Annotated in this window: 15 protein-coding genes; 8 read left to right on the top strand and 7 right to left on the bottom strand. The window is 69.5% G+C overall.

Features of this window, described 5'->3' with window-relative positions; translation table 11 throughout:
• Positions 1–165: 165 nt before the first annotated feature.
• The 3 genes from ACWCPQ_RS18975 to cofC form a co-directional block, all read right to left on the bottom strand.
• Positions 166–1131, bottom strand: a complete 966-nt coding sequence (locus tag ACWCPQ_RS18975; protein ID WP_449900448.1) for an NUDIX hydrolase — start codon at positions 1129–1131, stop codon at positions 166–168.
• On the bottom strand, positions 1128–3317 hold the full coding sequence (locus ACWCPQ_RS18970) for an RNA degradosome polyphosphate kinase (protein WP_449900446.1): 2190 nt from the start codon (positions 3315–3317) through the stop codon (positions 1128–1130). The genes ACWCPQ_RS18975 and ACWCPQ_RS18970 overlap by 4 nt, the downstream gene beginning before the upstream one ends.
• A 136-nt stretch (positions 3318–3453) precedes the next feature.
• Positions 3454–4140 carry a 2-phospho-L-lactate guanylyltransferase gene (cofC, locus tag ACWCPQ_RS18965; protein ID WP_449900444.1) on the bottom strand — a complete coding sequence of 229 codons (687 nt, stop codon included), beginning with the start codon at positions 4138–4140 and terminating at the stop codon, positions 3454–3456.
• 30 nt (positions 4141–4170) lie between these two features.
• Between cofC and ACWCPQ_RS18960 the strand changes: the two genes are divergently transcribed.
• Positions 4171–5166, top strand: coding sequence for an NAD(P)H-dependent glycerol-3-phosphate dehydrogenase (locus ACWCPQ_RS18960; RefSeq protein WP_449900442.1), 996 nt, complete (start codon positions 4171–4173; stop codon positions 5164–5166).
• 55 nt (positions 5167–5221) lie between these two features.
• Entirely contained in the window at positions 5222–6337 is a 1116-nt protein-coding gene (locus ACWCPQ_RS18955; RefSeq protein ID WP_449900440.1) for a D-alanine--D-alanine ligase family protein, read from the top strand.
• 26 nt (positions 6338–6363) lie between these two features.
• Here ACWCPQ_RS18955 and ACWCPQ_RS18950 read toward each other — a convergent pair whose 3' ends face one another.
• Positions 6364–6954, bottom strand: coding sequence for a DUF3515 domain-containing protein (locus tag ACWCPQ_RS18950; protein ID WP_449900438.1), 591 nt, complete (start codon positions 6952–6954; stop codon positions 6364–6366).
• Between the two features lie 268 nt (positions 6955–7222).
• On the opposite strand from ACWCPQ_RS18950, the gene ACWCPQ_RS18945 reads away from it, so the two are divergent.
• The 4 genes from ACWCPQ_RS18945 to ACWCPQ_RS18930 are packed head-to-tail and all read left to right on the top strand — an operon-like array spanning position 7223 to position 10089.
• Positions 7223–8203, top strand: coding sequence for a thiamine-phosphate kinase (locus ACWCPQ_RS18945; RefSeq protein WP_449900436.1), 981 nt, complete (start codon positions 7223–7225; stop codon positions 8201–8203).
• 11 nt (positions 8204–8214) lie between these two features.
• Positions 8215–8898 (top strand): uracil-DNA glycosylase, encoded by a 684-nt coding sequence (locus ACWCPQ_RS18940; protein WP_449900433.1) that lies wholly within the window; start codon positions 8215–8217, stop codon positions 8896–8898.
• 37 nt (positions 8899–8935) lie between these two features.
• A complete protein-coding gene (locus tag ACWCPQ_RS18935) occupies positions 8936–9175 on the top strand; it encodes a hypothetical protein (RefSeq protein WP_327150386.1) in 240 nt (79 codons plus the stop codon).
• A 50-nt stretch (positions 9176–9225) separates the two neighbouring features.
• On the top strand, positions 9226–10089 hold the full coding sequence (locus tag ACWCPQ_RS18930; protein WP_449900430.1) for an alpha/beta fold hydrolase: 864 nt from the start codon (positions 9226–9228) through the stop codon (positions 10087–10089).
• A gap of 115 nt (positions 10090–10204) precedes the next feature.
• Here the strand turns inward: ACWCPQ_RS18930 and ACWCPQ_RS18925 are convergent, their stop codons facing one another.
• Genes ACWCPQ_RS18925 through rpmB form a run of 3 tightly spaced genes read right to left on the bottom strand, consistent with a single transcriptional unit; the run spans position 10205 to position 11847 of the window.
• Positions 10205–10990 (bottom strand): enoyl-CoA hydratase/isomerase family protein, encoded by a 786-nt coding sequence (locus ACWCPQ_RS18925; RefSeq protein ID WP_449900428.1) that lies wholly within the window; start codon positions 10988–10990, stop codon positions 10205–10207.
• Between the two features lie 39 nt (positions 10991–11029).
• Positions 11030–11698 (bottom strand): N-acetyltransferase family protein, encoded by a 669-nt coding sequence (locus ACWCPQ_RS18920; RefSeq protein WP_449900426.1) that lies wholly within the window; start codon positions 11696–11698, stop codon positions 11030–11032.
• Positions 11656–11847, bottom strand: coding sequence for a 50S ribosomal protein L28 (rpmB, locus tag ACWCPQ_RS18915; protein ID WP_011210730.1), 192 nt, complete (start codon positions 11845–11847; stop codon positions 11656–11658). Before rpmB ends, ACWCPQ_RS18920 begins: the two co-directional genes overlap by 43 nt.
• A gap of 353 nt (positions 11848–12200) precedes the next feature.
• Here rpmB and ACWCPQ_RS18910 point away from each other — a divergent pair, with 353 nt between their 5' ends.
• Positions 12201–13934 carry a DAK2 domain-containing protein gene (locus ACWCPQ_RS18910; RefSeq protein ID WP_449900600.1) on the top strand — a complete coding sequence of 578 codons (1734 nt, stop codon included), beginning with the start codon at positions 12201–12203 and terminating at the stop codon, positions 13932–13934.
• A 49-nt stretch (positions 13935–13983) separates the two neighbouring features.
• Positions 13984–16248, top strand: coding sequence for an ATP-dependent DNA helicase RecG (gene recG, locus ACWCPQ_RS18905; RefSeq protein ID WP_449900424.1), 2265 nt, complete (start codon positions 13984–13986; stop codon positions 16246–16248).
• Positions 16249–16335 lie beyond the last annotated feature (87 nt).

Raw genomic sequence — 16335 nt, 5'->3', positions numbered from 1 at the left:
GCGCACCCGCGGACGGCTAGAGACAACGCGAACGGTTCCCGGAGACGTGAAACCGGGTCGTGCCACGGCACGGCTGGTCGCGGCTCCACCCAACCGGAACGCCGGACGGACAAGCCCCCGGGCGATCCCCGGGGGCGTAACCGTCTCTACACCCCGGCCGCGGTTCTACGCGGTGACGGCGGGCGCGGTATCGACCGACAACGATCGGTCGAGATGATCGGCGGCCACCAGCCGATCGCCGGCGAAGGACAGCACCCAGACCGACCCTTTACGGGTCCGCGCGGGCGACAACCGCATCCCGTCCTGTTCCGCCCACCAGCGGACGAGGTCCGGAATGGTGTCGCCCTGACTGCACAGCACCCGGACCCGGTGCGGCGAGACCAGCTGCCGGATCCGGTCCCGTGCCTTGTCCGGGTCGGCGGCATAGCCGATATCGCCCAGTAGCGGTTCGATCTCCACTTCGACGCCGAGTTCCTCGGCCAGCGGTGCCACCGTCTGCACGCAGCGCAGCGGTTCGGCCGAATAGATCTCCTGCGCGCCGAACGCCAGCAGATTCGGAACCAGCGCGAGCGACTGCCGGTAGCCGGCCAGTTCCAGCGGACGGTGTTCGTCGGGCCCCCTGTATCGGTCCCGTCGCCCGGCCTTTGCGTGCCGCACCAGTAGCAGAGTGTGGGTGGCGGCCGGTAACCGAGTGAATGCCCGCACGATCTGCCGGTCCATCGGATACGACAACTCCGACATCACCGTGTCCAGCGGGCACCAGACGAGTTCGTCGACCTCGCTGTTGGCGCTGAATTCCCCGTCGACGACCTCGGCGGCCCAGTAGTCGACCCGTTTCATCTTGCGGTGCCCGGTGATCGGATAGGTCACCTTTCCCAGATAGCGGCCCAACCGGGGTCGCAGCCCGGTCTCCTCCTCGGTTTCCCGGAATGCCGCCAGTACCGGGGATTCGCCCGGGTCGAGTTTGCCCTTGGGCAGCGACCAGTCCTCATATTTGGGGCGCCGGATGACCGCGATCTCCACACCCCCGGCGGAACCGGGTGCGTGCCGCCACAACACGGTACCGGCGGCGAGAATATTGGCTGGTGTCCGGGGATCCGGATAGGACGGCGGAGTGTGCGCGCCGTTCACTGCTGGTCCGGACGGCGTAGTCGCATGAGTGCCACCTGATGATCGCGCACTTCGATACCGTCCCCGTCGGGGCCGGTCCCCGCCCGGTCGGGACTCGATTTCCAGTTGCCGTCGGAGTCGAGGACCCAGCAGCGCGTCATCGGATGCAACGCGGATTCGAAGATCTCGTCCAGCCGTTCGCACAGCTTCGGATCCTTCACCTGGGCCATGACCTCCACCCGGCGATCCAGATTGCGGTGCATCATATCGGCGCTGCCGATCCAGAACTCGTCCTGGCCGCGGAAGTTGAGGATCCGGGAATGCTCCAGGACGCGGCCCAGAATAGACCGCACCTCGATGTTCTCGCTCATTCCCGGCACCCCGGCGCGCAGCCCGCAGATACTGCGCACCACGATCCGCACCGGCACCCCGGCCTGGGAGGCGCGGTAGAGCGCGTCGATGATCTGTTCGTCGACCAGGGCATTGGCCTTCAACCGGATCCCGGCCTCGGCGCCCGTCCGGGCCAGTTCGATCTCCCGTTCGATCCGGGCGATGATTCCCGCCCGGATACCGTTCGGCGCCACCAGCAGATTGCGGTAGTCGGATTTACGCGAATAGCCGGTCAGCGAATTGAACAGGTCGGTGAGGTCGGCGCCTATTTCGGGTGCCGCGGTGAGTAATCCGACATCTTCGTACAGACGAGCGGTTTTCGGGTTGTAGTTGCCGGTGCCGATATGGCAGTAACGCCGGATGGTCGAACCCTCGCGCCGCACCACCAGGCAGGTCTTGCAGTGGGTTTTCAGCCCGACCAGGCCGTAGACCACGTGCACGCCCGCCTGCTCCAGGGTGCGCGCCCATTTGATGTTCGCCTGCTCGTCGAAGCGCGCCTTGATCTCCACCAGCGCCACCACCTGTTTGCCCGCTTCGGCGGCATCGATGAGCGCGTTCACGATCGGGGAATCGCCGGAAGTCCGGTACAGGGTCTGTTTGATGGCCAGCACCTGTGGATCGGCGGCGGCCTGTTCGATGAACCGCTGCACGCTGGTGGAGAACGAATCATAGGGGTGGTGCACCAGCACATCGCCTTCGCGCAGCGCCTGGAACACATTGCGCGGCGTCTCGCGTTCACCGAACGCGGGCGGGGTGGCCGGAACGTAGGGGGCGTCCTTGAGGTTCGGGCGGTCGACCCCGTACACCTGCCACAGGCACGACAGATCCAGCAGGCCCGGTACCTGGATGACGTCGGCGGGATCGACCTCGAGCTCGCGCAACAGCAGATCGAGCATGTGCTCGGTCATATCGTCGGAGACCTCGAGCCGGACCGGGGAGCCGAAGCGGCGGCGCGCGAGTTCGCGTTCCAGCGCCTGCAGCAGATCCTCGTCGCGGTCCTCGTCGACCTCGAAATCGGCATTACGAGTGATCCGGAACGAATGGTGCTCCACCACGGTCATGCCGGGGAACAGATGCTCCAGATGTGCCGCGATGAGCGCTTCCATCGGCAGGAAGGCGGCGATCCCGCCGCCGCCGGGCCCCGGGCGGCGCACCCGGACGAAACGATCCACATTGTCGGGAACCTTCACCCGCGCGAAATGTTCGCCGCCGGTGCTCTCGTCCTGCACGGTGACCGCGAGGTTCAGGCTCAGACCACTGATATAGGGGAAAGGGTGGGCCGGGTCCACGGCCAGCGGGGTGAGCACGGGGAAGACCTGATCCTGGAAATGCGCCGACAGGCGTTCCCGTTCCGCATCGTCGAGGTCGGCCCAATCGATGATCTCGATACCCTCTTCGGTGAGCGCGGGCAGCACTTCGGTGAGGAAGACCTCGGCATGGCGGACCGCGAGATCCTGACTGCGGGCCGCGATGAGCGCCAGTTGCTCGTTCGGCGACCGGCCGTCGGCGGATCGGACCGAAAGCCCGGTTTCGGCGCGGCGTTTGAGACCGGCGACGCGGACCATGTAGAACTCGTCGAGGTTCGAGGCGAAGATCGCCAGGAATTTGGCGCGTTCCAGCAACGGCAGCGAACTGTCCTCGGCCAGGGCCAGCACGCGGGCGTTGAAATCGAGCCAGCTCAACTCGCGGTTCAGGTAGCGATCGGCCGGCAAACGTGGTGCGTTCCCACCGACCGGAACCTGGGTGGCGGCCGGAGGCGGGGTCGGGAGCACCTGTTGCTGCTTGATGGTTTCCGTATCGCTCACGCCTACGATCATTCCCTACCGAGCGGTCACCGTGCATGTGCCGTAGATGACTGTTATCTCGCGTTCACGTGATGGCGACCGCCGGTTGGTCCAGCTCGTGCGGTCCGTCCACCCGCCGGGTACCGCCGCGGCGAAGGTGCCGCTTCGCTCAGCACACCTGGGTGACGGTTTCCCGAACACGATGCGGCCAACCGAGTTCGTCCAGCAGCGCGGCGGTATCGGAACCCGCGCCGAGCGCCTGTACGGCCGCGAGATCGTCGGCGGTATCGACATCGTGGCGCAACCCCGGCCAGTCCCCGTGCAACCGGACGGCACCGTCGCCGTGGTGGTGATGTGCGGAATCCCGTCCGAACCGGGGCCGCAGGCCGCTACCGGGCGGCGCCAGCAGTGCCGCGGTACCGGTACCGGCGTGATCGGCGACGAAGGCGCGGGTGCCGGCCGGCGCGGTCGCCAGCACCGCGGACAGCTCCGCGGTGCGCAGGGCGGGCAGATCCGCCTGGAGTGCGAGCAGACCCACCTCGCCGTGCCGGCTCCGCAGGGCGGTCGCGGCGGCGGACAGCGCGGTGTTGAGACCGTCGGGATCGGTGCCGATGCCCCGGGGTTCGGGATGGACCGCGGCACCGAGCGCGCGGACCGCCCGCGAGACCGCGGGATCGGGAGTGACCACCGTGATCGAGGCGATCTCCGGAGCCGCCGCGGCCGCGCGCAGGGTATCGGTCAGCATGGCCAGCACCAACCGCGACCGCAGGGGCGGGGTCAGGACTCCGGCCAGCCGGCTCTTGGCACTTTCCAGGGTTTTCACCGCGATGACGGCGTGCACGGTGTGCGAGCACATGGACCCATCCTGTCATGGCATATTGGGCTGATGACGAGGGCGGCGGTACTGGGTGCGGGATCGTGGGGCACGGCATTCGGGAAGGTGTTGGCGGACGCGGGAACCGAGGTGACGATCTGGGCCCGCCGGCCCGAGGTCGCCGAGGCGCTGGCCACCGATCATCGCAACCCCTATTACCTGCCCGGAGTGCAGTTGCCGCCGGTGGCGGCCACCGACGACTACACGCGGGCGCTGGACGGCGCCGAAATCGTGGTCCTCGCGGTGCCGTCGCAATCGTTGCGCGCGAATCTGAAGGTCTGGTCACCGGCCATCGGCCCGGACGCGACCCTGCTGAGCCTGGCCAAAGGGATCGAGAACGGCACGCTGCTACGGATGAGCGAGGTGATCGCCGAGGTCAGCGGCGCCGCGCCGGAGCGTATCGCGGTGCTGTCGGGTCCCAACCTGGCCAAGGAGATCGCCGCCGGGCAGCCCGCGGCCACGGTGATCGGCTGTGTCGATGCCGACCGGGCCGCCGCGGTACAGCAAGCGTGCGTCACCGGATACTTCCGGCCCTACACCAATACCGATGTGATCGGCTGCGAACTCGGCGGCGCGTGCAAGAACGTCATCGCCCTGGCCTGCGGAATCGCATCGGGTATGGGGTTCGGCGACAACTCCCTGGCCGGGCTGATGACGCGCGGGCTGGCCGAGATCATCCGGCTCGGTGTGGCGCTCGGTGCCGAGCCGGTGACCCTGGCCGGGCTCGCCGGTATCGGCGATCTGATCGCGACCTGCACCTCGCCGCTGTCCCGGAACCGCTCGTTCGGCCAGGTCCTCGGCAGCGGCGGCTCCATGCAGGCGGCCCAGGAAGCCACGCACGGCCAGGTCGCCGAAGGGGTGAAATCGTGTACGTCGGTGCGCGCGCTGGCCGCGGCGAAGAATGTGGAGATGCCGCTCACCGAGGCCGTGCACCAGGTGTGCCACGAAGGACTGGCGGTGCAATCGGCGCTGGAGAAGCTGCTGGGCCGGCGGATAAAACCCGAATAGTGCTACCGGCGGTCCGGCACGGTTGACAGGTGCCCGGGCAGGGTACGGTTCGGACATGAAACGGATCAGGGTGGCCGTGGTCTTCGGCGGACGCAGCAACGAGCACACGGTGTCGTGTGTGTCGGCGGGTGCTGTGCTGCGCAACCTCGACCCGGAACGTTTCGAGGCGGTGCCGATCGGGATCACCCCCGAAGGGACCTGGACGCTGGCCGGCGGCGACGCGGCCGAACTCAGCCGGCACGACCGCACCCTGCCGTCGGTCACGGGTGGTGGCCCGGAACTGATCCTGGCCGCGGATCCGAGCCGGGCCGCAAACCTGGTCGCGCTCGACGACCCGCACACCGCGCTCGACGCCATCGATGTGGTGTTCCCGGTGCTGCACGGGGCCTTCGGCGAGGACGGCACGGTGCAGGGCATGCTCGAACTGGCCGGAATCCCGTATGTGGGGCCGGGAGTGCTGGCGAGTGCGGCCGGTATGGACAAGGAATTCACCAAGAAACTGCTCGCCGCGGACGGTCTGCCCGTCGGCGTGCAGGTGGTACTGCGACCGGGCACCGCGGGCGTGACGCCCGCGGATCGTGAGCGGCTCGGACTGCCGGTCTTCGTGAAACCCGCACGTGGTGGTTCGTCGATCGGTATCACCAAGGTCACCGATTGGGCCGATCTCGACAAGGCGATCGCGGCGGCACGCGCCCACGATCCCAAGGTGATCGTGGAAGCCGGCATCGTCGGCCGCGAAGTCGAATGCGGTGTGCTGGAATTCCCGGACGGCCGGGTGGAAGCCAGTGTGCTCGCCGAGATCAAGATGCCCGAGGATCTGGCCGACGCCGACGCCGGTGAGCAGCCCGGGCCCGCCTTCTACGATTTCGACACCAAATATCTCGACGACGTCTGCGAATTCGATGTACCGGCCAAACTCGACGACGATATCTCCGACCAGGTCCGGGCGATCGCTGTCCGCGCCTTCCGCGCCCTGGACTGCCAGGGCCTGGCCCGGGTCGACTTCTTCGTGACCGAGGACGGTCCGGTCATCAACGAGATCAACACCATGCCCGGTTTCACCCCGATCTCGATGTATCCCCGGATGTGGGGCGAGACGGGTGTCGGCTACGGGGAACTGCTGACCGCGCTGGTGGAGACAGCGCTGGCGCGCGGTACCGGGTTGCGCTGAGCGTATTCGTTCCGGGGCGGGCCGGCTCAGTTCGGGAGTTCGCCCGGATCGATCTGCCGTGCCGGCAGTTGCGCGGTGACGGTGTCCGATACCGCTTGCAGGGGCGTCGGTCCGGACCCGTCCGGAACCGTGAGGGCGATATAGGTTTCGCGGTCCACCGCGAACCAGGTGGCCGTGCCGGCGGCATCGTCGCGGACTTCGAACCATTGCACGCCGTTGACCACCTGTAACGCGGATGCCCGGTTGAATTCCAGCGGCCGGTCGAGCCCGCAGCGCAATACGATCGGATCGCCGCCGTCGGGCAACTGCCACGCCGTCGTCGCCGGGGGCGCGGGTTCGACCAGCGTGGCGCGGGTGTAGTCGCCGAGGTCGGCGGGTAGTGCGGGGAGCAGAGCGGAGCAGGCGGGGCCGTCCGCCGCGGGTGCCGGTACCGGGCCCAGTGCCAGGGCTTCGCGTTCGATCGGGGTACGCAGCGCGATCACCGCCGCGACCACCACCCCGATCAGCAAGGCGATCGGGAGTGCCACCGCGGTCGCGATCAGCGCGGGCGGGTATCCGGTGTGCTCGGTGTCCTCGCCCGGGGTGTCGATGTCCTGGTCGGGCGATGGCTCCGGCATCCTCGGCGGTCCTTTCGTCGGTGCGGTGATACCGCGGACGCGAGGGTCCGGCCGCCGCGCCTGGTCACCGGGCACAGGGTACCGTCGTGCGGGGAGCGCCGGAGTACCGGCCGGGTGCGTGGGATCGGGGATCCGCGGAGCCCGGGGTGGCGCAGGTGGCCGTCCCGTTCGTGGACACGGGCCGCGATCCGGTCTCCCCGCGGCGGCGGCCGAGCCGCCGTCGGCAACAGCGAGTGAGGAAGGCCCCACGATCGGTACACGACCGACGGTGCGCGAACTGGGCGAGTTCGCGCTGATCGCACGGATCAACGCGGGCCGGGAGCAGGGGCCCGCCGTTCAACTGGGCCCCGGCGACGACGCGGCGGTGCTGACCGCGGCACGCGGTCGCTACGCGGTGAGCACCGATATGTTGATCGAGGACCGGCATTTCCGGTGGGACTGGTCGGCGCCCGTGGATGTGGGTCGCAAGGCGATCGCCCAGAATGCCGCCGATATCTATGCCATGGGTGCCGAACCGGTCGGTTACGTGGTGGGCTTGGGCGTACCGGACCGGACTCCGGTGGAGGTCGTGACCGCGTTCGCCGACGGACTCTGGGCGGAGGCGGCCCGGGCGGGCGGATCGATCGCCGGTGGGGATATCGTGCGCAGTCCGCAGTGGGTCGTCTCGGTGACCGCCTTCGGAGATCCGTTGGGCGAGCGCCCGGTGACCAGGTCCGGCGCGCGGCCGGGCGGCATTCTCGCCGTCGCCGGGCGTCCGGGCTGGTCGGCGGCCGGATACGCCGTACTGGCGGGCGGATATCCGAGCACCGGTCCGGGCGCGGAAACCGCCGCGGCCGCGCACCGTGCCCCATGTCCGCCCTATGACCTCGTCCGTGATGCCATGACCGGTGCGCAGCCACCGGTGGCACTCACCGATATCTCCGACGGCCTGCTCGCCGATCTCGGCCATCTGGCGGAATCGTCCGAGGTAGCTGTGGATGTGCGCTCGGCGGCGCTCCGGGATCCCGCGCTGGCGGAGCTGGCCGGATTCCTGGAAGCCGATGCGCGGCAATGGATTCTGACCGGGGGCGAGGACCATGTGTTCGCCGGGGTCTGGCCGGCCGGTTCGGTGCCGCCACCGGGATGGACCGTTGTCGGCGGCATCGATGCTGGTAGCGGCGTGACCGTGGACGGTGCGCGCTACAGCGGTCCGCAGGGCTGGGAAGCGTTCTCCGGGACGGACTCGGCGAAACCGGACCACTCACGATAGGTTGTGCGGTCATGGGCACGAAACCACTCGTGGAAATCATCGATCCGGGCTGGGCGAAAGCACTGGATCCGGTCGCCGACCGTATTGCGGAGATGGGCGAATTCCTGCGTGCCGAGAACGCCGCGGGCCGCGGCTATCTCCCCGCCGGGGAGAATGTGCTGCGCGCCTTCCAGGAGCCGTTCGAGGACGTCCGGGTGCTGATCGTCGGTCAGGACCCCTACCCGACTCCGGGGCACGCCATGGGACTCAGCTTCTCGGTGGCGCCCGATGTTTCGCCGGTACCGCGCAGCCTCGCCAATATCTTCGCCGAATACACCAAGGATCTCGGCCATCCCACCCCGAGTTGCGGGGATCTGAGCCCCTGGTCGCGCCAGGGTGTGCTGATGCTGAACCGCGTGCTGACGGTCGCTCCGGGCACACCGGCCTCGCATCGCGGCAAAGGCTGGGAGAAGGTTACCGAGCAGGCGATCAGCGCTCTGGTGGCGCGGGACGAGCCGCTGGTCGCGGTGCTGTGGGGTCGCGACGCCGCCTCGCTGAAACCGGCGCTGGCCGCGGCGGAGGTGCCCAGTATCGAATCCGCGCACCCGTCACCGCTGTCGGCATCACGAGGATTCTTCGGCTCACGTCCGTTCTCCCGGGTCAACGAACTACTGGACGAACTCGGCGCGGAGCCGGTGGACTGGCGCCTGCCGTGAGCGGGCGTCGAATGAGAAACAAGTAGAGGAGCACACCATGAAACTGCGCGGCATCACCGCCACGCTCGCACTGGGCGCCGCCCTGTCGGGCGCTGCCGGGGCGACGGCCGGAGCGGCCCCGCTGCGGCTGGAACCGGCCAGTCCGGTGACCGAGCCCGCGGGCCCCATCGCCGAGGATTTCACCTCGACCGGTTCGTCGACCATTTCCGCGTCGGTGAACGCCAAGGGCGCTTGCCTGTTCCAGCGGACCCTGAGCGCCATGGATCTGGACTGCTGATCTGTCCGTTCGTACGGCGTAACGCCCGCATATTTGCGATGCTGAAAATCGTGAGTAATGCGAACAATCTGCTCGATCCCGTCCAGCTGCGGTTACGCGGTGCGGGCGGGATCGAGCTCGTTGCGGACCAGTACGGCCCCGCGGACGGCCCGGCCGTGCTGTTCCTGCACGGCGGAGGTCAGACGCGGCATTCGTGGAAGCAGACCGGCGCCCGACTCGGCGCTGCCGGCATCCGGGCGGTCACGCTCGACGCGCGCGGCCACGGTGACAGCCAGTGGGCGCTGGATCGCGACTACCGCTACGAGGCGATGGTCGGCGATGTACTCGCGGTGCTGGACCAGCTGGGCGGCGGGCCGGTGGTCGTGGTCGGCGCGAGTATGGGCGGTATCACCGGCCTGCTCGCCACCGCCGCGCCCGGCGGCGGCGCCATCTCCGCACTGGTCCTGGTGGATATCGTCACCCGGCCCGAACCCGAGGGCGTCGACCGGGTGCTGACCTTCCTCAGCCGGAATCCGGACGGGTTCGCCACCCTCGACGAAGCCGCGGACGCCGTCGCCGACTACCTCCCGCACCGGCCACGGCCCAAATCCAACGCGGGACTGCTGCGCAACCTGCGCGAACGCGACGGTCGCTGGTACTGGCACTGGGATCCGGGCATACTCGGCGACAAATCCGCCGACCCCGACGCCATGGCACGGACTCTCGACGGTGCGGCACGGGCAATCGACATACCGGTGCTGCTGGTCCGGGGGCTGCAATCGGATGTGGTGAGCGCCGAGGGCGCCGCGGAATTCCTGGAGCTCGTCCCGCACGCCGAACTGGCAGAGATCGGCAATGCCGCCCATACCGCCGCCGGCGACGACAACGACGCGTTCACCGAGGCGGTCGCGAAGTTCGTCATACGCTCTCGCTGAAGGGGCAGCGGCGGAAACCGCTGATCATGCACGCACGGATGCTCCGGCGGTGGCTGCCGGGCTCTCACCGGAGCCGGTCGGCGTGGCGGACCGCGCCGACCGGCCGCGTGGTCGGTCAGCTCAGACCGGAATAGTCCGGGGCCCGTTTGGCGAGAAAGGCGTCCACGCCTTCGCGGCCGGTCGGGCCGCCGGCGGCTGCGCCCATCGCATCGCGTTCGGCATCCAGCTGCTCGCTCAGGGACGCGGTGGCCGACCGGCTGAGCAGGGTGCGGATGGAGGTGTAGCTGGCGCGCGGGCCGCGTGCCAGCTCGCGTGCCAGCGCGCGGGCCTCGTCGCGGACCGTCTCGTCGCTCTCGGTGAGCCGGGCGAGGATGCCGAGGCGCTGTGCTTCGGCGGCGTCGAGCACCGCGTCGGTCAGCAGGATCTCGCGGGCCTTGGCCGCGCCCACGAGCCGCGGCAGGGTCCACGACATTCCGCCGTCCGGGCTCAGCCCGACGCCCGGATACGCGGGACGCATCCGGGTGCCCGGTCCGCCGACGGCGATATCGGCGGCACAGACCAGGCTCATCCCGGCGCCCGCCGCCCACCCGTGGACCGCGGCGACGACCGGCACCGGTGCGCTGTCCAGCGCCCGGACGAAAACGTGCAGGGTGTCGGCGAGCCGGTACAGGTGCGCGGAACGGTCCGGTGCCGCGGCGAAATCGCGGACATCCCCGCCCGCGCAGAAGTTCGGCCCCGCGCCGGTGAGCAGTACGGCTCCGATATCCGAGCCGGCTTCGGCCAGGGCGGCGGTACCGGCAGCGACCCCGGCGAAATCCAGTGAGGTGCCTTTGGCTGCGGTGGACAGGGTGATCTCCAGAACCCCGTCATCGGTGCGGACGTATTCGGCTTCGGTGCTCATTTCCGCGACATTACTGGGCGCGACCGGCCGGCGAAATCGCTACTGCCGCACCATGCGGATCTCGGTGGCGGTGGCGAAACGTTCCGCCCGGGTGGTGCCGTCGGGGACGAAACCGTATTTCGCGTAGAAGGCGCGGGCCCGGGAGTTGCGCTCGAAAACCCAGAGCGAACACGAGCGATCCGGGTCCAGTACCGCGTCCAGCAGGGCGCGGGCCAGCCCGCTGCCGTACCACTCGGCCCGGACATAGATGGCCTGTAATTCCCGCTCGGCCACCGCGGGTTCGTCGCGGGGCGGGCCGTAGTGGGTGAATCCGGCGATACCGTCGCCCGATTCCGCCACCAGGATCCGCCCGGAGTGGTTCCGTGCGATCCGCTCCCAGTTGGCGGCTCGGTGTTCGAGATCGAAGGCGTCCAGGACATGGTCGGGAACCAGCCCTCGGTAGGCCTCGCGCCAGCACGCGATATGGCAGGCGGCCAGAGCAGGTGCGTGGGCAGGCTGCAGCGGAGCGAGCCGCCAGTCCGTACTGTCCGGCTCCTCGGCGTTCGTACTCGTCTGGTGCTCCTTCCGGACAGCGATACGACTTCGCCCCGGCTCCTGTGTGGAGCCGGGGCGAAGTCGTATCGAAGAGCTGTGGGCCCCTCGGCGGATAACCGGTGGACCGGTGATCAGCCGCGGACCACCTTGCCCGCCTTCAGGCAGGAGGTGCACACGTTCATCCGGCGGGTGTTACCCGGGGCGACCTGCGCCCGCACGGTCTGGATATTCGGGTTCCAGCGACGGTTGGTGCGCCGGTGCGAATGCGAGACCGATTTACCGAAGCCGGGGCCTTTGGCGCAGACGTCGCAGACGGCAGCCATAGTCGCGAACTCCTTCATGTCATCATGGGGGACCTGCCACCGGTACAGCGGCTGATCCTGATCAATGTCGTCATGCCTCGCCGACGAGCATCGGCGGATTCGATGACCATCGGACTGCGCAGACCGGAAGGGGCCGCGCCAGGCAACCCTGCAAGGGTAGCCCGACCCGCTGCGATCCACCAAACCGGGGTGAGTCGGCACTCGCGCGAACCCGCCCGGTCCGGTCCCGGTGTCGGGTGCGGTCGCTAACCTGGCGTTCGACGGTGGCGACGACGAGGAGCGAGGTGGCGGTGCCCGATACCCGGCAGGTGAGCGGCGGCGGAGCGCCGGCCACCGGTTCCGCGCCCGGCGGGCTGGGCGGGCCCGAACTTTTGGCTTGGGGCCGGGTCTGTGTGGCCGCGCTCGAACAGCGACGCGCGGAGATCGATGCCCTCAACGTCTTCCCGGTACCCGATTCCGATACCGGGACCAACCTACTCGCGACCATGCGTGCCGCGGTGGCGGAGGCGGAGCGGTGGGCTCCCGGCGGTGACGCGGCCGCGGCGTCGGACCGGCGGCTGCCCGCGCATCCGGTCGCCGCGGCGCTGGCACGCGGCGCGACGGCGGGGGCCCGGGGTAATTCCGGGATCATCCTGTCGCAGGTACTGCGTGGATTCGCGGAGGCGACGGTGCCCGCCGGGCTGACCGATACCACCTATCGGGTGGCGCTGACACGGGCGGCCGCGCTGGTGCGGGGGAGTCTGAGCGAACCCGTGGAGGGCACCATGCTGACCGTTCTGGACCGGGCGGGAGCCGCGGCCGCCGCGTGTGCGGACCCGGGCCTGGCCGCGGTGGTGCGCGCGGGAGCCGATGCCGCGGCACGGGCCTTGGCGGACACCCGGGATCAGCTCGCGGTGCTGCGGGCCGCCGGTGTCGTGGACGCCGGGGCGCGAGGGCTGCTGGTGCTGCTGGACGGCCTGGTCACGGTGGTGACCGGCGAGGTACCGGTCCGGATCGAGTACCGGGCCGCGGGTTCCCGGGCAGCTGGAGTTGCGCAGGCGGCCACGGGGCGGCGCGCGGTGGCGCAGCGCTACGAGGTGATGTACCGGATCGCCGGGGCTCGCGAGGATCTCGTCGCCGGACTGCGATCCCGGCTGGCCGGTCTGGGTGATTCGGTGGTGGTGGCCGCCGACGGTGCGGGTGGCTGGTCCGCCCATGTGCACTGCGCGGACGCGGGGGCGGCGGTGGAAGCCGGACTGGTCGTCGGCGACCTGAACGGGATCCGTATCGAGCATCTCGCCGAGGACTCCGGTTCCGGGGACGGTGTGCCCGCCGGCCGGACCGGTCCGCGCACGGGCAGTGCCGTGATCACCGGTGTGTGCGAGGCGGCGGATACCCGGCAGGTGTACGACCGGGCTGCCCGGCAGATCAGCGGGCGCACCCGGGAACCCGCCGACCGTGGCGTCCTGGCGGTCGCTTCCGGGAGCGGTGCGGCGGCGCTGTTCGAGGCAGGCGGCGCGGTGGTGCTGAACGCGGAGCGCACCCTGGAATCGGCGGTGTTGCTCGCCGCGATCCGGCAGCTGCCGCACCGCGAAGTGCTGGTGCTGCCCAACGGGGCGCTGCCGGCGCACGAACTGGTGGCCGTGGGCGCGGCGGCCCGCGACGCCCACCGGGACGTGCTGCTGCTGCCCAGCGCCAGCATGGTGCAGGGGCTGGCCGCGCTGGCGGTACACGACCGGGCCCGGGTCGCCGTGGACGACGCCTTCACCATGTCCGAAGCAGCTGCCAGTACCCGATGGGGCGCGCTGCGGCGCGCCGAGGGCCGAGCCCTCACCATGGTCGGGACCTGCATGCCCGGCGACGGACTCGGCCTGGTGGGCCACGATGTGGTGGTGATCGACCGGCAGCCGCACGCGGCGGGCCGGACCCTGCTGGACCGAATGCTCGGGCTGGGCGGCGAACTGGTGACACTGCTGGTCGGCGCCGACGCGCCGGCGGGACTCGCCGCCGATCTCGCGGGGCATATCGGTGACGAATTCCCCGGTGTCGAGGTGACGGTGTATTCCGGCGGCCAGCAGGAGGACCTGATACAGATCGGTGTGGAATGAGTATCCACCGGACCCGTTCCGGCGGCGGTGACAGGAGTGGAGTAGCGCGATGGCGACACTGAGCGACCGGCTCGACCATCTGCTCGGCGCGAAGGCCGCCGCCTCGTTGGCCGATGCCTTCGATATGCACACCGTGGAGGATCTGCTGCGCCACTATCCATTGCGTTATGCCACCCAGGGGCAGCCGCTCACCGAGGAGGCACCGGCGGACGGCGCGCACATCACGGTGATCGGCCGGGTCACCAAGGCCGATCTGCGGCCGATGCGGCAGCGGCGGGGGTCGCTGCTGAAGGTCGTCCTCGATACCGGCGGCGGGCGCGGCGTGGACGTCACCTTCTTCAACGGTGACAAGGTGAAATACGTGATCCGGCCGGGTGTCCGGGCCATGATGTCGGGCACCGTCAATTATTGGCGGCCGGGCCAGTGGAATCTGAGCCATCCGGGTTATCTGGTCCTGCCGGAGTCCGACGACGAGCCCACCCTGACCACGGTGCGCGGCGGGGGCGATCTACGCGGTATCGCGCAGAGCGCGAAGGGCGAAGGCGGGGTGGACATGTCCTTCTTCGACCGCGAATTCATCCCCGTATATCCGGCGACGGCGAAGGTTCAGAGCTGGGAGGTCCTGGCCTGTGTCCGGCAGATCCTCGACCAGCTCGACCCGCTCGGGGATCCACTGCCTGCCGATGTTCGCGACGAGCGGGAACTGATGCCGGTCGGCGACGCGCTGCGGCTGATCCATCTGCCCGAGCACACCTCCGATATCGAGCGGGCCCGGCAGCGGCTGCGTTTCGACGAGGCCCTGGCGCTGCAACTGGTGCTCGCCGAACGCCGCCACGAGGTTTCGGGCCGGACGGCCCGGGCCTGTCCGCGGCGGGCCGACGGGATCGTCGCCGCCTTCGACGAACGGTTGCCGTTCGAGCTCACCGAGGGCCAGCAGCGGGTCATCGACGAGATCTCCGGCGACCTGTCCCGGGAACAGCCCATGCACCGACTGCTGCAGGGCGAGGTGGGTTCGGGTAAGACCGTCGTCGCCCTGCACGCGATGCTTCAGGTGATCGACGCCGGTCAGCAGTGCGCGTTGCTCGCGCCCACCGAAGTGCTCGCGGCCCAGCACTACCGATCGCTGAGCGCGATGTTGGGCGATCTCGGACAAGCCGGGGAACTCGGCGCGGCCGAGACCGCGACCCGGGTGACCCTGATCACCGGTTCCATGCCGACCGCCACCAAGCGGGCGGCGCTGCTGGCCGCGGTGACCGGGGACGCCGGGATCGTGATCGGCACCCACGCACTGATCCAGGACGCGGTCGAATTCTTCGATCTGGGCCTGGTGATCGTGGACGAACAGCATCGGTTCGGCGTGGAACAGCGTGATGCCCTGCGGGCGAAGGCGAAGGCCGGGTTCTCGCCCCATCTGCTGGTGATGACCGCGACCCCGATTCCACGGACCATCGCGATGACCACCCTCGGCGATCTGGAGACCTCGACGCTCACCGAACTGCCCCGGGGTCGTTCGCCGATCCAGTCGAAGGTGGTGCCGCGGCGGGTCCATCCCAACTGGGTGGACCGGGCCTGGGAGCGGATCACCGAAGAGGTCGGTGCGGGCCGGCAGGCCTATGTCGTGTGCTCGCGGATCGGTGACGACGAGGACGGCCCCGCCCGGGGACGGGCCGGAAAGGCCGCAGATACGGGCAAGGAACCCCCGCCCACCCAGGCCGTGGTCGACGTCTTCGACCGGCTGCGCACCGGGCCGCTGGCACAGCTGCGGATCGGACTCCTGCACGGGCGGTTGCCCGCGGATGAGAAAGATCAGGTGATGCGGGATTTCAATGCCGGTGATATCGATGTGCTGGTCTGTACGACGGTGGTCGAGGTCGGCGTGGACGTCCCGAACGCGACGGTGATGGTGATCGTGGACGCCGACCGGTTCGGGGTCAGCCAGCTGCATCAGCTGCGCGGCCGTATCGGTCGTGGCGCGCACGCCGGTCTCTGCCTGCTGATCACCGATGCCGCGCCGGGTGGTCCGGCGATGACCAGGCTGGAGGCCGTCGCCGCCACCACCGACGGTTTCGAGCTTTCGGTGCTCGATCTGCGGCAGCGGCGGGAGGGCGATGTGCTCGGCGCGGCGCAGTCGGGCACCACCCGCTCCCTGCGGCTGCTCTCGCTGCTCGACGATCTCGAGGTCATCACCGCGGCCCAGGAACTGGCGCGCACGCTGGTCGAGCAGGATCCCGGGCTCACCGGGCACCCGGGTCTGGCGGCGATGATGCATGCCGCCGTCGATTCCGAACGTCTGGAGTATCTGGCCAAATCCTGATCGGCCGGATCGGCGGCGCCGACCCGGCCACGGCCCGCTGAGCGCGACATCCCGTACGACCGGAAAGGATCTCGATTCCCGGGAACC

Source organism: Nocardia sp. NPDC001965, assembly GCF_053594175.1.
The sequence above is the reverse complement of the archived record's forward strand: the minus strand, read 5'-3'. Positions and strand labels throughout refer to the sequence as shown.